The sequence below is a fragment of the Psychrobacter pasteurii genome, assembly GCF_900162815.1.
Classification (GTDB): domain Bacteria; phylum Pseudomonadota; class Gammaproteobacteria; order Pseudomonadales; family Moraxellaceae; genus Psychrobacter; species Psychrobacter pasteurii.
Map to the genome: position 1 here is coordinate 1 of NZ_FUGD01000131.1, position 16,418 is coordinate 16,418.

Sequence of the window (16,418 nt, forward strand, 5' to 3'; positions counted from 1 at the left end):
TCGGCATGCCGTGGTGGTTATGGATGGGGCGCTATGGCACCAACCAAGTTTGGATCAAGACAATGTGACCATGCTTAAATTGCCTCCCTACTCACCTGAGCTTAACCCTGCTGAACAGGTATGGCAGTACCTTAAACAGCATTGGTTGTCTAATCGCTGTTTTGAGAGTTATGATGCGATTGTCGATGCGGCATGTGACGCTTGGAATGCATTGTGTAATGAGACTAACTTAATTAGGTCTATCACTCAGCGGGAGTGGTGCGACTTGAGTGTTATTTTTTAGAATTGGTATTACATTCAAAAGGCTAGCAAAATCACTTAGAGTCGTGATTAAGAGGGTGGTAGAAAAACTAACAAGGATGACCCGCCGTTATATAAGGACTGATGGAAAATGGCAACAGTAAAAAAAGTATTAAAGTGGCTGATGATCTCTATAGTTGGGCTGATTGTTTTGATCTCTATCGGTCTACTGGTTACAGGTAATGGCTATATCTTTAGAGGGTTGCAGCTGACCTATCTAAAAGGTGAAAAAACAGCGAATATTGATGATTACATCGATTTTGACAATAGAATCATCGATACATCAATTCCTATTTCTTGGGAGAAAGACACTAACTTTGGCGCCATCTCTTTGACACCAGAACTACAAAACGCGTTAGATAATGACCAAACTGTCGCCTTTGCTTTTATTAAAGATGGCAAATTGTTGTATGAGAGTTATTGGCAGGGTTACAGCAGCGAGTCGCATACCAATAGTTTTTCTATGGCAAAAACAGTCACTACGATGCTGTATTTAAAGGCAGTTGAAGAGGGCATTATTGCAGACATAAATGAACCAATAATCACCTTTTTGCCTGAATATGCTAATGATAAATACGCACAAAACTGTACTTTGGCAGATTTATCAGGTATGACCTCTGGCTATGATTGGTTGGAGGATTATTATTTGCCAGTGAACCCAACTGCCAAGGCCTATTATGGCAATGATTTGGTTAAGCACATGACCAGTCGCTCATTTATTGAAGAGTGTGGCGGTCATTTTGTCTATTCCAGTGGCGACACTCAGCTTCTTGGTATTGCGCTGACTCGTGCTTTAAAACCTCATGGCTATACAGCCTCTAGCTATTTAGAAGAGAAGTTTTGGAAACCATTAGGCATGAAAAATGAGGGATATTGGTCGTTAGATGGTTCAAAAAATATTGAGAAAATGTACTGCTGCCTGAATGCAAATGAGTTAGATTTTGCCAAATTTGGACAATTACTCTTAAATGGTGGCGAGTGGCAAGGCGAACAATTGCTGTCAAAGGAGCATGTTGAGTGGATGGTAACCCCCAATGAAGCCGCTTTTGATGTCGGTGAGCCACAGATATATGGTCATTCAGTTTGGACCGATATGGACAGCCCGGTGCCGTTTTATGCCATGCTAGGGCACTTGGGTCAGCGTGTTTTGGTACTACCTGAAGAAAACGCCATTATTGTCCGTCTGGGTAAACAAAAAGGATTACCAACCCCTGTTGCAGGTTTTCATTTAGAGCCTGATTTGGGGCTATATGTCACCGAGGTTAAAAAGATTATGGATAACCTGCCAGCACCAGCCGAGTAGGTCATGGCTTTGATGGGGCTAACTCTAAATCAGATAAATGATAATAAGTGAGTGGTATGACACAAGATGTCTTGGAGCAAGCGTCGATACAGCTAGCAAAACAGATAACAGATTATTTACAGGATAATCAGCTAGAGGCTAATTTGCCTAATATCAGCTATGAGATATTGGCCTTGCAGCTTATAGACAGTGTTGAGCACGAAAATCAGATTAAAGCGCTTGCAGATACCAAAATTTCTAGCGCCTGTTGTGATCCCAATTCTGATAGTTTTGACCCCATAAAAGCCATCGTCTTCTTGAAAGACAGCGATTATGATGAGGCCTGTTGGTTGAGCTTTTTGCTGATTTATACTGATGATAGTGCAGACAATGATTGGCCATTTATGAGGCTGCTGTATAAGGGCGTAGGATTGGATACTCCTAGACTGACTTGGAAAGCAGTTAACGAGCATTCAGACTTATTAGCTCAGTTAGATACCGTGGCGAGTGCTTTAGCCCTGCAGCAACCTAAGCCTAAGTTTGGTCATCATAGAGCTTATGAGTCATTGGCTCAGTTACCTACGGTATTTACCAGTTATATTGGTTTTATAAATGAGCAGGGCGGGCATAAGGCTTTATTCCAGCCAAATAAGACTGATGTTGATAAACAAGCGTATTTTGAAACTTTATACTCATTGATACGTCAAAATATTTACCGTTTTGGTCGGCTATCGACGTTTGAGTATTTATGTTTACTTGGCAAAATGAGGTTAGCTGATGTCGAGCCAGACAGTTGTTATATCGCTGAAGCCAGTGGCCCTAAGCGCGGTGCCAAACTGTTATTTGGCATGCTAAACAATGAGCAGCTAGACGCGCATGCGGTGGGCTTGGCCGACTATCTGGATGTGGGATATCAAGAGATGGAGGCCGCGATATGCCATTGGCAGAAGTCTCCAAATCGATATATTCAGCATTAGTATCCTCCTCATACTATTTTATCTTAATAAAAAGCCCCATAAGTCATCGCTTATGGGGCTTTTTTGAAGGACACTCTTAGTTGTTATAAAACATTATATTCACCAAGGTTTCAGAGTAAAAATTTGCTTTGGTGAGTTATTGCACGTGGCGATTTTTAGACTCTTAGAGCCCTCATTATCACTAACGGATATACAATTTAAAGCAGGTGTTTGTTCTGCAACCTCTTTGTTGAGGTTCTTTTGCCACAAGGGCATGAGTTGATATTGCTCATCACCGACTGGTTTTAGTGAAAACAGTTGTCCTGAATAGTTGCCACACTATTTTAGATGTAGCTTTTGATCATGCTTGCCACCGTTAACGATATCTAGGCATTTGTCATCATTACCTTGAGTATATTTAATCTGATATCTATTGGAAGTGCCATACTGACTGTCGACTTTAGGAACAAGTTTCCAAAATTGAGAGTCAGTTGCAGAGATTGGTGCCATTTTTGCAAAATTAGAATCAGAAATATCAATGGCGTTTTGAGCATTAGAGCTGGTAATTTGGTAAGGGGTATGAGGTGTTATTTTGATGGGTAGGTGGGTCAGATTTAGATTAACACCTTCAAAAAACTTTATTCGATTGGGTATGGTTTTGAGTATTTTATCTTGAAGTGTTCCCAGTCGTTCATTCTTATACTTAACCGCATAGTAGGTGATTAAGCTTTCCGCTATGTCCTCATAGTCATTGGTTTTGGCATAATATGAGATATGGTCATTATCTTGGGACTGAGCCTGTTTCCACAGCGCGTATAAAGGATTTTGCTTTTTGAACAGCATGGTATTGAAGTAGTTATGAGTGGCTTCATGAAATAAAGCTTCTTCAATAGAGCCTTTTTCGATATGTTCAGCACCGCGTTTTTCAAAGATAATGATATTATTATTACCACCCATCAAGCCATTATAGTGGTTATGAATCGTTATTGAGTGCGTTGCTTTTCGTAAATCTGGTGGTATATATCCTAACTGCTCAGCATAGATTGAACCTGTGGTATAAGCGTCTTGCCATGAGCGTTTACCGTCGTCATAACTGACCTGAATCTCTATATCAGGCCCCAATTCATAGCTTGCTTCTAGAATATAAAACTTGCTGTAGAGCCACTTTTTCTCTTTTATCTCGTAATATCTTCTGGTTTCGATATTCGGGCTGGTATTGTTTTTTAGAATAAAACGGTACTTACTGCGCCAGTCACTGTCGTTATTTTTATACTCAGGAATATATATTTCTTTAAAGTCGTTGCTATCAGAGGGATTGATAATATCAGAACCCATTGCATAGACCGTCCCGCCAGAGCCATTGGGGTTGCCGAAAGCGACCGCATAAGCTGCGTTACTTATACTTATCAGCATGATGCTACTTAATATAAGTCTAACGGGGCTCATTGCATGCTCTCTATTATTTATTATAAAAGTGGGTCAAGTAACAGGTATCAGCTATTAACTAAGTAGCCTTTAAGGAAGGTATGACTTTTTATTATAGAGGGTCAAGGCAGCGACTGTTATTGTGAAACCGTAATGGAGTGAAACGGTAAGTATCCGCATGTTTTTAGGCATTAGCCCAATGGTTGTTAAATTAGGTTGTGTTTGATGCGCTAGAACTTCGCGATAAGCGTCTTTATATCTATCACTAGAAAAGAATAAGCCCTCATAAATTCACATTTATGAGGGCTTATTTGTGGTTAAAAAATGAAGTGTAACTATTAACTCAAACCTTCATTCATATCAGCTCAGCTGTGTAGAACCATCTTGAAAGCTTTCAGGATGAACTTTATCCCCCAAGATTTTGTTACCCACTACACCGGAGGTAATAGAGCCACTGACATTTACTAACGTACGCATCATATCAATGAGAGGCTCGATTGAAATTAACAGACCTGCCAGCTCAAGAGGCATACCAAGTGTAGATAACACAATGATGGCTGCGAAAGTTGCACCGCCACCGACACCGGCCACACCAAATGAAGCAATCATAGAAACGCCGACGACAGAAGCGATAAAACCGATAGACCAAGGGTCGATACCCATCGTTGGTGCAATCATCATCGCAAGCATCGCAGGATACACACCAGCACAGCCATTTTGACCAATGGTTGATCCAAAGGAGGCTGAGAAGTTAGCAATCGGTTTGGCAATGCCTAACTTATTTACCTGAGCATCGATACTTAGAGGAATCGTTGCTGCTGAACTGCGAGAGGTAAAGGCAAAGGTTAATACCGGAGCAATCTTCTTGAAGTGTTCAATAGGCGATCTGCCCGTTAGCATAATGATAAAGGCGTGGACAATTAACATAATGAATAATGCCACATAGGACGCCACTAAGAATTTTGCCAACTGCCAAATAGCATCAGCATCTGTGGTCACAATGACCTTAATCATTAGCGCTAAGATACCGTAAGGGGTTAGACGAATAATGAAGCGAACCAAAGCCATAACCCAGCTTTGAACCACATCAATACCTTTAAGGATAATTGCCCCTTTTTCTGGGTCATTTTTATTAACCGTTAGTGCGGCAATCCCCATCAAGCTGGCGACGACCACAGCTGAAATCATTGAAGTGCTGGCAAGCTCAGCGAAAGTGCCTCCCATGCTGGTTGGGATAAAGCTTAATATCAGGCCTGGAATGGTTAAATCAGCAACATCGCCACTACGCTCAATGATGCTTTGACCTCGTGCAACTTCCATCTCACCGGCGACAATTGAGCTGGCATCTAAATGAAAGAGGTTGGCAATGACAGCGCCATCTAAAGCTGCAATACCCGTGGTAATAAGTAGGGTGCTGATAATCCAAAAGCTCATTGAGCCAATCATGGACGCTTTCTCAAGGCGGGCAATAGCTGCCAAGATAGAGACAAATACCAAAGGCATGGCAATCATTTTTAATAGATTCACATAGCCATTACCGACGATATTGACCCATGGTAAAAAGCTTTCAATATCGACATTTAAGGTAGATAAGACTAGCCCGTAGACTACCCCTAAAAATAGACCTAGAAATACACTACGACTCAGTGAGTCGCTCTGACGGTGATATCGCCATAATCCATATAGCAAGGCTATGAATATGACTACCAGCACTAGTAATAGCATGAGGAGCTCCGCGCACAAATAAAACGTTCTATTATCCTGATTTTTAATAAAAGGTCTAACAGTTAATGCTCAACTGGTTATTCCCATTGGTTATAAGAGGCTTTACATTAAGTTAGCTTTTTATAGCTTGATGAGCTTAATAAATGAGTTTATTTGTGGCGTAGTGCTTGACCGCATAAAAAAGTTATTTTAGAATCTGTATCACTGTACTAGAACGAAGAAACAGCTTATCAAATTATCAAAAAACAAGTTTATTAAAAACAGGGTGCATCTGATGATTGAAATTAAAAACAGCTATGGGTTACATGCTTCAACTCTACCTAACAAAGAGGGCTTATTTGGTGAGTTTGGTGGGAAGATTGGTCATCCTGAGCTGGCCAAAGCGTTAGACGAGCTTGAAACTGGGTTTCATGAAATTATTAATGAGCAAGACTTTATTGCAGAAATGAAGAGACTGCGTGAGACTTATGTGGGCAGACCTAGCCCCATTTACCATGCCAAGCGATTATCAGAGCATTGCGGGGGTGCTCAGATTTACTTAAAGCGTGAGGATTTAAACCACACGGGCGCTCATAAAATTAATCACTGTCTAGGTGAAGTATTGCTGGCCAAAAAAATGGGCAAAACCAAAGTGATTGCTGAAACTGGAGCAGGGCAGCACGGGGTTGCCTTGGCCACTGCAGCTGCTTTGATGGGTATCGAGTGTGAGATTCACATGGGTGTGGTGGATATGAAAAAAGAACACCCTAATGTAAGCCGTATGAAAATATTAGGCACAAAATTAGTTCCTGTGTCAGAAGGCGCCGGCACATTAAAAGAAGCGGTAGACAGTGCCTTTGCTGCGTATCTAGAAGATATTGAGAACAGTATGTTTGCCATCGGTTCTGTCGTGGGCCCTGCACCTTATCCTGAAATGGTAGGTTATTTTCAATCTGTCATCGGTCACGAAGCACGTGAGCAATTTTTAAACACCACAGGTGGTTTGCCAAATAAAGTAGTCGCTTGTGTCGGCGGTGGCTCTAATGCTATGGGTATGTTCAGCGGCTTTATGGATGATGAGGGTGTCGAGAAAGTTGGGGTTGAGCCGGCAGGTGAGGGGCTCGATACGCCCAATCATGCAGCCACCATGACCAAAGGCGTTAAGGGTGAAATTCAAGGATTTAAGTGCTATGTCTTGCTCGATGAGAAAGGCAATCCTGCGCCGGTTCACTCAATCGCCTCAGGTTTGGATTACCCTGGTGTTGGCCCGCAGCACTCTTTCTTAAAAGATGAAAAGCTGGCAAGCTACGAATCCGTTACTGATGCAGAGTGTTTAGAAGCCTTTATGGCATTATCACGTATGGAAGGTATTATTCCCGCTTTAGAGTCTTCTCATGCTGTGGCTTACGCGATGAAGATAGCCAAAGAGATGTCGAGTGATCAGACAATCTTGGTTAACTTATCAGGTCGTGGCGACAAAGATATAGATTTCGTGTTAGATAAAGTTGAATTGTGATTTTTCGCAGTTTTTAGTAATAATCCACTTAAAAGTTAATAAGTTTTATAGCCTACCAGCAGAACTGGTAGGCTATTTTAGTAAGTAGTTAATTAAAATAACTGATTGATTGAATCAGTTATTTGAAGTAGTTAGTTGAAATCTGCCAACCAGTTAGCAACGGTAGCCACTCGCTGCTGCCGGGTACCGCCTATTTTTCTAAAAGGTTTGTTGTGAGTAATGAGGGCTTGTTCAAAAGCCTGGCTTATTTCATGACGCTGGTGAGGAGCATCTCGCAAATCATCTGCTACCCAAGGCACATCCACTTCAGTCAGCAAAATTAAATCATAACTGTGAGCAAGTGCGGCCGTCTCCAAGGCTTGTGGACATTTGCCATAATACCAATAAGAGTAGACCATCAGCTCAAATAAAGTAGTATCACAAAATAAATAACGATTGGCTTGTGATGCTTTGAGGTTTTCTTCCGCAACTTGACCTTCAGCTATCGGCATTAAGTCTTCCCATTCACACGAGCTTTGGGTGGTATCCCACTTTAATTGCAAATAAGGCCGCATAAATTCTCCCGCCCACTGGGTATTAAAGTGCTGTGCTAAATCCTGACACAGGGTGGTTTTTCCGGTACTTTCAGCACCAAGTATGGCCACTTTTAATACGTCAGGCACTTTTTGCTGCTGTAGTGAAGTAGCAAGCTCGAGAGTTGGCGAGTCATTTGCTTTAGAATTAGCAGAAAGTTTTGGGTGTGAAAGGCTCATAATCAGGCTCGAAAAGTTGTAGGAATGAATGGGTAAAGAATCTATAACACTCAAGATTAGGAATAATCGGCCAAAACAGGCATAATATATAGCTTGGATTTTTTAATTCATAAAGAGTATGACTCTGTGCACCATTATGCAAGATATGGATGCAACATATTGAGTTAGACGTATCAGTTCAGAGATTGTGCGTGCTGCACAGTCTGTCGACGTAAGATAACTATAAGGGTTAAACCTAGAGTTAAGCCGCTTTAAATACCTTATTTGCTAAGAGAAATAGGAAGCAATATGAAAACATATATTACAGGGACAGGTCTATATATTCCGCCATATAGCATTAGTAATGAAGAGCTTGTTGAATCGTTTAATCAGTATGTTGACAATTATAACAGTCAATACGCCAGTGAAATCGAAGCGGGCACCCGAGAAGCATTAGAGCCTTCTTCAGCTGAGTTTATCGAAAAGGTTTCTGGTATTAAGTCACGCTATGTGATGGAAAAATCAGGCATTTTAGATCCTAATATCATGACGCCACTTATCCCTGCTCGTAAATTGGGTGAAGAGCTGTCAGTTATGGCTGAAATGGGTGTGGACGCCTTGCAACAAGCTTTGGATGAAGCCGGTATCGAAGCTACTGAGCTTGACGGTATTATCGTGGCATGCTCTAACTTACCACGTGCTTATCCAGCACTTGCCATCGAGATACAAGACGCTATTGGTATGGTAGGCGGCTTTGCTTATGATATGAACGTCGCCTGTAGTGCCGCTACTTTTGGTATCGCTCAAGCGGTAGGTGCTATTAAAGGCGGGCTAGGTACTAAGATTGCCGTTGTTAATGTTGAAATTACCACAGCGCATCTTAACTGGCGTAACCGTGACAGCCACTTTATCTTTGGGGATGTTGCTACGGCTTCTATCATTGAAGCTTCTGACACACCAAAAGGCTATGAAGTTTTAGACAGTAAGCTATTTACTCAGTTTTCAACCAACATTAAAAATGAGTATGGCTTCTTGGATAAAGGCGAGTATCTAGCCGCTGAAGCTGAGCTTTATGGCGACTTACAAGATCCAGTTTCTGACAAACTATTTTTACAAAACGGCCGTAAAGTATTCCGTGAAGTGTGCCCAAAAGTCTCTGAGCTTATTAGCGAGCATTTAGCAGAAAATAATTTGCCTGCTACAGAAGTCAAAATGATGTGGTTGCACCAAGCCAATATCAATATGATTAATCTAATTTTACGCAGTGTAGTAGGTAAACAAGCGGATCCTGCTATAACCCCAACCGTAATTGATGAGTTTGGTAACACCAGCTCGGCCAGTCCAGTTATCGTATTCCACCGCTTCAAAGATAAGCTGCAATCTGGTGAATTGGGTGTGATGTGTTCATTTGGCGCAGGTTACTCGATTGGTTCAGTGCTACTTAGAAAGGTCTAACTGACTCTTTGAGCTAAGCCTCTTAATTACCGATAATTTAAGCAGGACTCCTGATAGATAAAAATATGAATCTATAGCGGGGGCCTGCTAGATTTTTTAGGGCTTATAATTGACCAGACTAGTCTCGGTATTGTGCTTAAAATTTGCTATAATTAGCCACCTTATTTTTACATCAAAAATTAGTCTATATTTTTAGCTATTAATAATTCATTCAATCGTTAATATCGTTTATAACCAAACTCAAGAAAAGATAACTTATGAAAGACTCGTTAAGAGAACGCTTAGATCAGATGGTAGATCGCTACGAAGAAGTGACTGCACTGCTTTCTGACCCCGATGTCATTAGTGATAACAACAAGTTTCGCGAGCTGTCTATGGAGCACAGTGAGCTGATTGAAATCACGACTCTGTGGCAGCGTTACCTTCAGGCTGAAACTGATAAAAAAGATGCCGAAGAGATGCTAAATGATGCAGCTGACCCTGATATGAAGGCGATGATGCAAGAAGAGATTGAAACGGCTGCTGCTGATATCGAAACGATGGAAGAAGAGCTTAACGTTATGATGCTGCCTAAGGATCCTAACGATAAGGTGCCTGCTTTCTTAGAGATTCGTGCAGGGACAGGCGGTGATGAAGCGGCAATCTTCTCAGGGGATCTGTTCCGTATGTATGAGCGTTATGCTTCATCTCAAGGTTGGACGGTAGAAATACTATCTGCCAACGAGGGTGAGCATGGCGGTTATAAAGAAATCATTACTCGTGTTTCTGGTAATGATGTTTACGGCCGCTTAAAGTTTGAGTCTGGTGCACACCGCGTACAACGTGTCCCTGAAACAGAAAGCCAAGGCCGCGTTCATACTTCAGCCTGTACTGTGGCAGTGATGCCAGAGGTTAAGATTGACGATACGGTTGAATTAAACCCAGCAGATATCCGTATGGATACTTTCCGTTCAAGTGGGGCGGGTGGTCAGCACGTTAACACCACCGACTCTGCTGTACGTTTAACGCATATTCCAACCGGTGTGGTTGCTGAGTGTCAGCAAGAGCGAAGCCAACATAAAAACCGTGCCAAAGCGATGCAAATGCTAATTGCTCGTATTCAACAAGCCAAAGTACAAGAGCAAGTGGATACAGCCGATGCGCTACGCCGTAACTTAGTAGGTAGTGGTGATCGCAGTGAGCGTATCCGTACTTATAACTTCCCACAAGGTCGTATGACCGATCACCGTATTAACCTAACTTTATATAAGTTAGATTCTATTATGGAAGGGGATTTAGACGAGCTATTAGATGCCTTAACCCGTGAGCACCAAGCCGACTTGATGGCCAGCGTGAGCGGAGAATAATTGTCTAAAAACAATTGTCTACAAGTAGAAAACTTAGAGAAATAACTTCTTTAGCTGTTTTATAAAAATCATTGTCATAAATAATTTGAGAGTCTTATGTCTAATCAAAATAATCAAGATCAAGCCCCATCAATCGATGAAACCAATGACCTTATCGCTCAGCGCCAAGCTAAGCTAGATGAGATTGCTGCCTCGGGTAAAGTGGCTTATCCAAACCAGTTCAAACGTACTGATTATGCTGAGGATTTACAAAAGCAGTTTGAAGATGTCTCTAAAGAAGAAATTGAAGAAAAAGCGGCTAAGGGCGATAAGACTCAAGTCAATGTAGCAGGCCGTGTGATGCTAAACCGTGGCTCATTCATGGTTATTCAAGATATGACGGGCCGCATCCAGTTATACGTTGCCCGTAAAGAGCTAAATGATGATACTAAAGCACTCATTAAATCATTAGATTTGGGCGATATTGTTGGTGTTTCAGGCTATATCGGCCGTTCAGGCAAAGGCGACTTATACGTCCATATCGAAGAGATTACTTTATTAACTAAATCTTTACGTCCTATGCCAAATAAATTCCATGGTTTGGCAGATACTGAAGCGCGTTATCGTAACCGTCACTTAGACTTAATGACCAATGAAGACAGCCGTAAAACCTTCATGATCCGTAGTCAGGTAGTGAGTGGTATCCGTAAGTTCATGCTAAATGAGCGCTTTATGGAAGTAGAAACACCAATGATGCATCCTATCCCAGGCGGTGCTGTGGCTCGTCCGTTTGTGACGCATCACAACGCTTTGGACATGCCATTATATTTACGTATTGCGCCAGAATTATACCTAAAACGTTTGGTTGTGGGCGGCTTTGAGCGTGTGTTCGAAATCAACCGTAGCTTCCGTAACGAAGGGGTATCAACACGCCATAACCCTGAATTCACTATGATTGAGTTCTATCAAGCTTATGCAGATTATAAAGATCTGATGGATCTGACTGAGCGCTTATTTAATGAGTTGGCAATGGATATCTTGGGTACGACTGAACTGACTTACCAAGATGAAACCATTAGCTTTAAAGCACCATTTGCTCGTCTAAGCATGAAAGATGCTATTGCTCAATATGCTGAAAACTTCGACATGAGCAAAATCGACGACCGTGATTATTTAGCGGATTATGCTCAAAACGTATTGAAGCAGCAAGTAAAAGACGGCTTCGGTGTTGGTAAGCTACAAACCATTATCTTTGAAGAAACTGCTGAGCATAAACTACGTCAGCCAACCTTCATTACTGAATATCCAGCTGAGACTTCGCCACTGGCTCGCCGTAATGATGAGAACCCAGAGATCACCGATCGCTTTGAGTTATTCATTGGCGGACGTGAAATCGCAAATGGCTTTAGTGAGCTGAACGATCCTGCAGACCAAGCAGAACGTTTCCATAACCAAGTTGCCGAAAAAGAAGCGGGTGATGATGAAGCCATGCACTTTGATGCCGACTATATCGAAGCGTTGTCATATGGTTTGCCACCAACAGCGGGTGAGGGTATTGGTATTGACCGCTTAGTTATGTTGTTTACTGATGCGGCCAGTATTCGTGATGTGATTTTATTCCCTCACATGCGCATGAAGCACTAAGATAAAACTTAACTTTAGACTAAGTTTTATGCCATGAAGAGATGAGATGTAGGACTGCCTTAAGTGCAGTCCTATATTTTTTTAAAAGCCGTTAACATATGTGCAACAGAGTCAAAAAAACGGTATAGTAATAATCGTTATTTTGAATATTTTCACAGTTTAGGTTAAATGGATGTTATGGCAAATTACTCAGCCCAAAAATTAAAAAGTGTTTCCCTAAATAATCAGGAGAGACGTTACGCCAATCAGGATGGTAACAAGACCGCTAGGCCAGAAAGTCCCACTGTAACAGCGGCAAAGAAGCCTCTGATTACCCCTTTATCAGAAGCCAATAACGCTGCTACGCCGGCTGAAGAACAAGCACCTGCGACTCCTTCTAAGGAGAGCAAAGTTGCGAGCTTTGATTGGCTAGCTATGCTCCATCGCACTTTTTTATCTATCTACTTGGTAAAAGATGATCCGTTGGTTGGGGCAGGTAAGTTTGATTATGCCTTTAAGGTAGGTAAGCAGCTTTTATATGTCATGGCTCATGAGCAGATGGCAGAGGTTGACAGCCCGAATGTTGCAAAGTCTATGCTGGCTGAAGTCAGACAGCAAGCAGCTACTCATGTTAATAAGCGCTTTCAGCAGTTAATGAGTAGAGTAGATTTGCCTGTAGTAGATGAGGCTCAAGATATACAAAACATTCATTACATCGGCCTTACCTCGCTAACTTTGGTTCATCAAGACACAGGCTATCAGGTAGAGCATGAGTTTGGCAGCACCTTTTTCCAAGAAGAGTGTGTGCTTGATTTAGATGATGAAACGAAGGTTTTACAGTTATTTAGTTTAAACAGCTTCTATCAGATGGTTCATCTGCTACAAACCCCAAGTGATTTATTGAGTTACTTTGATTATCACTTAACTAAGTTGGTCAATTTTGAGGACTTTAAAGGGGAGTTGGAGCTGGCGCATCAGTTTTTAAACAGCCCTGTTTTTTATCAAAGAGCTGTAGAAGTTCAGCAAAAGCTAGTTGAAATAGGGCTGCTGGGTAAGGTTGAAACTCGATTAACAGACATTATTAATCAGGCTAGCCCACAATCTGAAGCACAGCCAACTCAAGAACAAGTGGAATTGACTCAGAAGCTGCAGTCTCACGCGACTATTTTCCAAAAGCTTCTAAATGGGGCCACCAAACGTCGTCATGAAGCAGGACAGACCATTCCTCTAGAAGAGGTCAAAGTTTTAGTCGCTGAGTCTATGTATACTCGAATGAGTATTATTGAAGAGATGATGGCTTATGAGAACAGGTCTAAAGAGGACTGTCTAAATGGCTACCTTTGCCATCAGCATTCTTACAATGACTTTGGTCACCACTATGTAATCGTTGTTTATGGTTTAGATCAAAGAGCGCAGTACTCAAAGCAGTGGCTACAACAGAATCATCAAAAGTTGCTGTTAGATATTAATGCTCAGCTTCAAGACCCAGCGATGAAAGAGTACTTTGTTTTAGGGTTTGATATGTCTAATGATGATGGGCAAGGTAATGTGACGGTTCTGATGGATGTTTATCATCAGTCGGGCTCAGTATTGTCTGATAGTGAAAAGCGTTATTACCAATAGTTAGTTAGCATAAAAGCTTGTTAGTATAAAAACTAGTTAGCATAAAAGTTAGTTAGTATAAATAAGTGGCTCAAGCCTTACCCCCTAGCTTGGGCCAAACTTCCGTTTATTTTAAGTTTTTAAATTACATATCATAGGTTTGGTTGTCCATTATGTCGCAGCAATATCAGGTTTTAGCACGTAAATATCGCCCAAAAAACTTCCATGAGTTGGTAGGGCAGTCGCATGTGTCTAAAGCGCTTATTAACGCCATTGATCATAATAGGCTACACCATGCTTACTTATTTACGGGAACTCGTGGTGTAGGTAAAACCACCATTGCCCGTATTTTGTCTAAATGCTTAAACTGTGAAACAGGGGTTACCAGTACACCTTGTGGTGTGTGCAGTAGCTGTGTGGCCATTGATCAAGGTCGCTTTATTGATCTGATTGAGATTGACGCGGCCTCACGTACTAAAGTTGAGGATACCCGAGAGCTTATTGATAATGTGCCTTATGCTCCAACCCAAGGTCGTTATAAGGTTTACTTGATTGACGAAGTGCACATGCTGTCTACGCACAGTTTTAATGCTTTGTTAAAAACCTTGGAAGAGCCACCTGCGCACGTTAAGTTTTTGCTCGCTACAACAGATCCTCAAAAGTTACCGATTACTATTATTAGCCGCTGTCTGCAGTTTGTGTTACGTCCTTTACCGCAGCAAGCGCTAAGCGATCACATTGCTAATTTATTGACCCAAGAAGGCATTGGCTTTACTCAGCCTGCACTTTGGCAATTGGCCAATGCTGCCAAAGGCTCAGTGCGTGATGCTTTGTCCTTAACTGATCAAGCCATTGCTTTTGGTCAAGGCGCATTAACTGATGAGACGGTTAATGATATGTTGGGGCTAATTGATAATGCAGACTTGGTAAAGCTACTATTAGATATCTATCAGGGCAATACAGAATCAGTCTCTGCCCATATTGAACAAATGCGGGCACAGATGGTCGATGCCGGCAGTATGTTTGATGGACTAGCAGAGCTACTGCATCAAATTGCTATGGTGCAGCTATTGCCAAACGTGGCGTTAAACGTTAATGACAAGCAAGCTGAGCAAATCAAACAGCTGGGCAATACCATTACTGCAGATGTACTGCAGCTTTACTATCAAATTATTATCCAAGGGCGAGAGCAGATTAAGCTGGCCAATACTCCGCTTCAGGCTTTAGAGATGTGCTTATTGCGGTTATTAGCATTCAGACCGCTAGCAATTAATGAGGTGCCTACAGTTGCTGAACCTCAAGTAGTGGCAGCTACTGCAACTCCAGAGCCTGTTGTGCCACAACAGGTGGAGCAAACCCCACAGTCAGAGCAGCTAGAGCAAGAGATTTTTGAGCCGCCAGTACAAGCAGTTGGTGAAGAAGTCAGTGATACCCCTGTTCATGAAGCAATTAATGAGCCGCCTTTAGTAGTTGAAACTGAAGCTAAAGCTGATGAAAACCCTAATAACTACCAGGATTTTGCTCCTTCGACAGCTGAAAGCTTAGGTTCACAAGAGATAACTCAGACTGAAGATTATAAGCAAGATCTGGAGGGTTATGGCCCTGAATCAGGTAATACAGAGACTCAAATTGAGAGTTTAGATAACCAGGTAGAAAGTGATGCTAGTAATCTGACAGACACCGCCACAAATAATATTGATTCTGAGTCTGATTCTCAATTAAATGCTTTATTTACGGACAAAAGTGATTTAAAATCTTTGGTTCCGCATCGCGATACTAATCCTATTCAATCAGTAGATGCGGAATCGGACGGTATAACGGCTGAACAACAAACGTTTTTAGAAACAAGTGAAACTTCTTCTGATCAGAATCAGGCCCCTTCATCACCCACAACTAACCAATCTGCTAAAAGCGAAACTCATTCGCAGCTTTCAGCTGAAGATCCACGCTCATTATTAAAGTGTGCTCCGATGGAGTTGGTGGGAGAGTGGACGCCTGAGAAATGGGATTACTGGTTACAGACTGCCAGGGACGTAGGTGCATTAGCCTATGACCAACTTGCTATGGCAAGACAAGGGGTAATGACTGGCGAAATATCCGGAGAAAGTGTCTTTAAAGTTGCCTTTGATACTAAAAATATGCAAAGTATTTTTAAGCATTTAGCCAATCATTTGGGTGAACAATTTGGGGCACAAGTATCGATTGCTGTTGACACCTCTCTCAATTCTGATAATGAAGATTTACTTCCACAAAACAGACAAAAGCTGCGTGAAGTCAAAGCGAAAGATTATGCTAAAGAACTCCTTATTCAGAGTCCGGTTATGCAAAGGCTAATCCATGATTCTAAAGGGGAAATAGTTAATTTGAAGCTTGTGACCGATGCTGAATAGTCATTTTTCTATTATTTACGCCTGCTGCAAAGTTTCTACAATTAGTTTTCACAAAAAGTAAACTTAAAAAACGGAAAAACTTAACATTTGTCTGCACTTTCTCAACATT

Annotated in this window: 12 protein-coding genes; 9 read left to right on the plus strand and 3 right to left on the minus strand. The window is 41.7% G+C overall.

Features of this window, described 5'->3' with window-relative positions:
- The 3 genes from A1232T_RS11580 to A1232T_RS11590 form a co-directional block, all read left to right on the plus strand.
- The coding region (locus A1232T_RS11580; protein ID WP_425272051.1) for a transposase at positions 1 to 283 on the plus strand (283 nt) is incomplete at its 5' end.
- Between the two features lie 108 nt (positions 284 to 391).
- Positions 392 to 1,603 (plus strand): serine hydrolase domain-containing protein, encoded by a 1,212-nt coding sequence (locus A1232T_RS11585; protein WP_077449559.1) that lies wholly within the window; start codon positions 392 to 394, stop codon positions 1,601 to 1,603.
- Between the two features lie 56 nt (positions 1,604 to 1,659).
- Positions 1,660 to 2,559, plus strand: coding sequence for an alpha-glutamyl/putrescinyl thymine pyrophosphorylase clade 3 protein (locus tag A1232T_RS11590; RefSeq protein ID WP_077449560.1), 900 nt, complete (start codon positions 1,660 to 1,662; stop codon positions 2,557 to 2,559).
- 318 nt (positions 2,560 to 2,877) lie between these two features.
- Here A1232T_RS11590 and A1232T_RS11595 read toward each other — a convergent pair whose 3' ends face one another.
- Together A1232T_RS11595 and A1232T_RS11600 are read right to left on the minus strand one after the other, a co-directional pair.
- Complete coding sequence (locus A1232T_RS11595; RefSeq protein WP_077449561.1) at positions 2,878 to 3,951, minus strand: RICIN domain-containing protein; 1,074 nt, start codon at positions 3,949 to 3,951, stop codon at positions 2,878 to 2,880.
- A 372-nt stretch (positions 3,952 to 4,323) separates the two neighbouring features.
- A complete protein-coding gene (locus A1232T_RS11600) occupies positions 4,324 to 5,688 on the minus strand; it encodes a cation:dicarboxylate symporter family transporter (RefSeq protein WP_077449562.1) in 1,365 nt (454 codons plus the stop codon).
- A 274-nt stretch (positions 5,689 to 5,962) separates the two neighbouring features.
- Between A1232T_RS11600 and trpB the strand changes: the two genes are divergently transcribed.
- Positions 5,963 to 7,183 (plus strand): tryptophan synthase subunit beta, encoded by a 1,221-nt coding sequence (gene trpB / locus A1232T_RS11605; protein ID WP_077449563.1) that lies wholly within the window; start codon positions 5,963 to 5,965, stop codon positions 7,181 to 7,183.
- A gap of 131 nt (positions 7,184 to 7,314) precedes the next feature.
- Here the strand turns inward: trpB and A1232T_RS11610 are convergent, their stop codons facing one another.
- A complete protein-coding gene (locus tag A1232T_RS11610) occupies positions 7,315 to 7,935 on the minus strand; it encodes an AAA family ATPase (RefSeq protein WP_077449564.1) in 621 nt (206 codons plus the stop codon).
- Between the two features lie 288 nt (positions 7,936 to 8,223).
- Between A1232T_RS11610 and A1232T_RS11615 the strand changes: the two genes are divergently transcribed.
- The 5 genes from A1232T_RS11615 (at position 8,224) to dnaX (ending at position 16,309) form a co-directional block, all read left to right on the plus strand.
- Positions 8,224 to 9,369 carry a beta-ketoacyl-ACP synthase III gene (locus A1232T_RS11615; protein WP_077449565.1) on the plus strand — a complete coding sequence of 382 codons (1,146 nt, stop codon included), beginning with the start codon at positions 8,224 to 8,226 and terminating at the stop codon, positions 9,367 to 9,369.
- A 257-nt stretch (positions 9,370 to 9,626) separates the two neighbouring features.
- Positions 9,627 to 10,715 carry a peptide chain release factor 1 gene (prfA, locus tag A1232T_RS11620; protein ID WP_077449566.1) on the plus strand — a complete coding sequence of 363 codons (1,089 nt, stop codon included), beginning with the start codon at positions 9,627 to 9,629 and terminating at the stop codon, positions 10,713 to 10,715.
- Positions 10,716 to 10,811: 96 nt separating this feature from the next.
- Positions 10,812 to 12,338: a lysine--tRNA ligase gene (gene lysS / locus A1232T_RS11625; RefSeq protein ID WP_077449567.1), complete on the plus strand. Its 1,527-nt coding sequence runs from the start codon at positions 10,812 to 10,814 to the stop codon at positions 12,336 to 12,338.
- A gap of 177 nt (positions 12,339 to 12,515) precedes the next feature.
- Positions 12,516 to 13,940 carry a hypothetical protein gene (locus A1232T_RS11630; RefSeq protein WP_077449611.1) on the plus strand — a complete coding sequence of 475 codons (1,425 nt, stop codon included), beginning with the start codon at positions 12,516 to 12,518 and terminating at the stop codon, positions 13,938 to 13,940.
- A 152-nt stretch (positions 13,941 to 14,092) separates the two neighbouring features.
- Positions 14,093 to 16,309 (plus strand): DNA polymerase III subunit gamma/tau, encoded by a 2,217-nt coding sequence (dnaX, locus tag A1232T_RS11635; protein WP_077449568.1) that lies wholly within the window; start codon positions 14,093 to 14,095, stop codon positions 16,307 to 16,309.
- Positions 16,310 to 16,418: the final 109 nt, after the last annotated feature.

Coding starts and splice junctions, on each gene's coding strand:
- A1232T_RS11590 (WP_077449560.1), top strand. CDS start 1,660: ATGACACAAGATGTCTTGGAGCAAGCGTCGATACAGCTAGCAAAACAG.
- dnaX (WP_077449568.1), top strand. CDS start 14,093: ATGTCGCAGCAATATCAGGTTTTAGCACGTAAATATCGCCCAAAAAAC.
- trpB (WP_077449563.1), top strand. CDS start 5,963: ATGATTGAAATTAAAAACAGCTATGGGTTACATGCTTCAACTCTACCT.
- A1232T_RS11610 (WP_077449564.1), bottom strand. CDS start 7,935: ATGAGCCTTTCACACCCAAAACTTTCTGCTAATTCTAAAGCAAATGAC.
- lysS (WP_077449567.1), top strand. CDS start 10,812: ATGTCTAATCAAAATAATCAAGATCAAGCCCCATCAATCGATGAAACC.
- A1232T_RS11595 (WP_077449561.1), bottom strand. CDS start 3,951: ATGCTGATAAGTATAAGTAACGCAGCTTATGCGGTCGCTTTCGGCAAC.
- prfA (WP_077449566.1), top strand. CDS start 9,627: ATGAAAGACTCGTTAAGAGAACGCTTAGATCAGATGGTAGATCGCTAC.
- A1232T_RS11615 (WP_077449565.1), top strand. CDS start 8,224: ATGAAAACATATATTACAGGGACAGGTCTATATATTCCGCCATATAGC.
- A1232T_RS11630 (WP_077449611.1), top strand. CDS start 12,516: ATGGCAAATTACTCAGCCCAAAAATTAAAAAGTGTTTCCCTAAATAAT.
- A1232T_RS11600 (WP_077449562.1), bottom strand. CDS start 5,688: ATGCTATTACTAGTGCTGGTAGTCATATTCATAGCCTTGCTATATGGA.
- A1232T_RS11585 (WP_077449559.1), top strand. CDS start 392: ATGGCAACAGTAAAAAAAGTATTAAAGTGGCTGATGATCTCTATAGTT.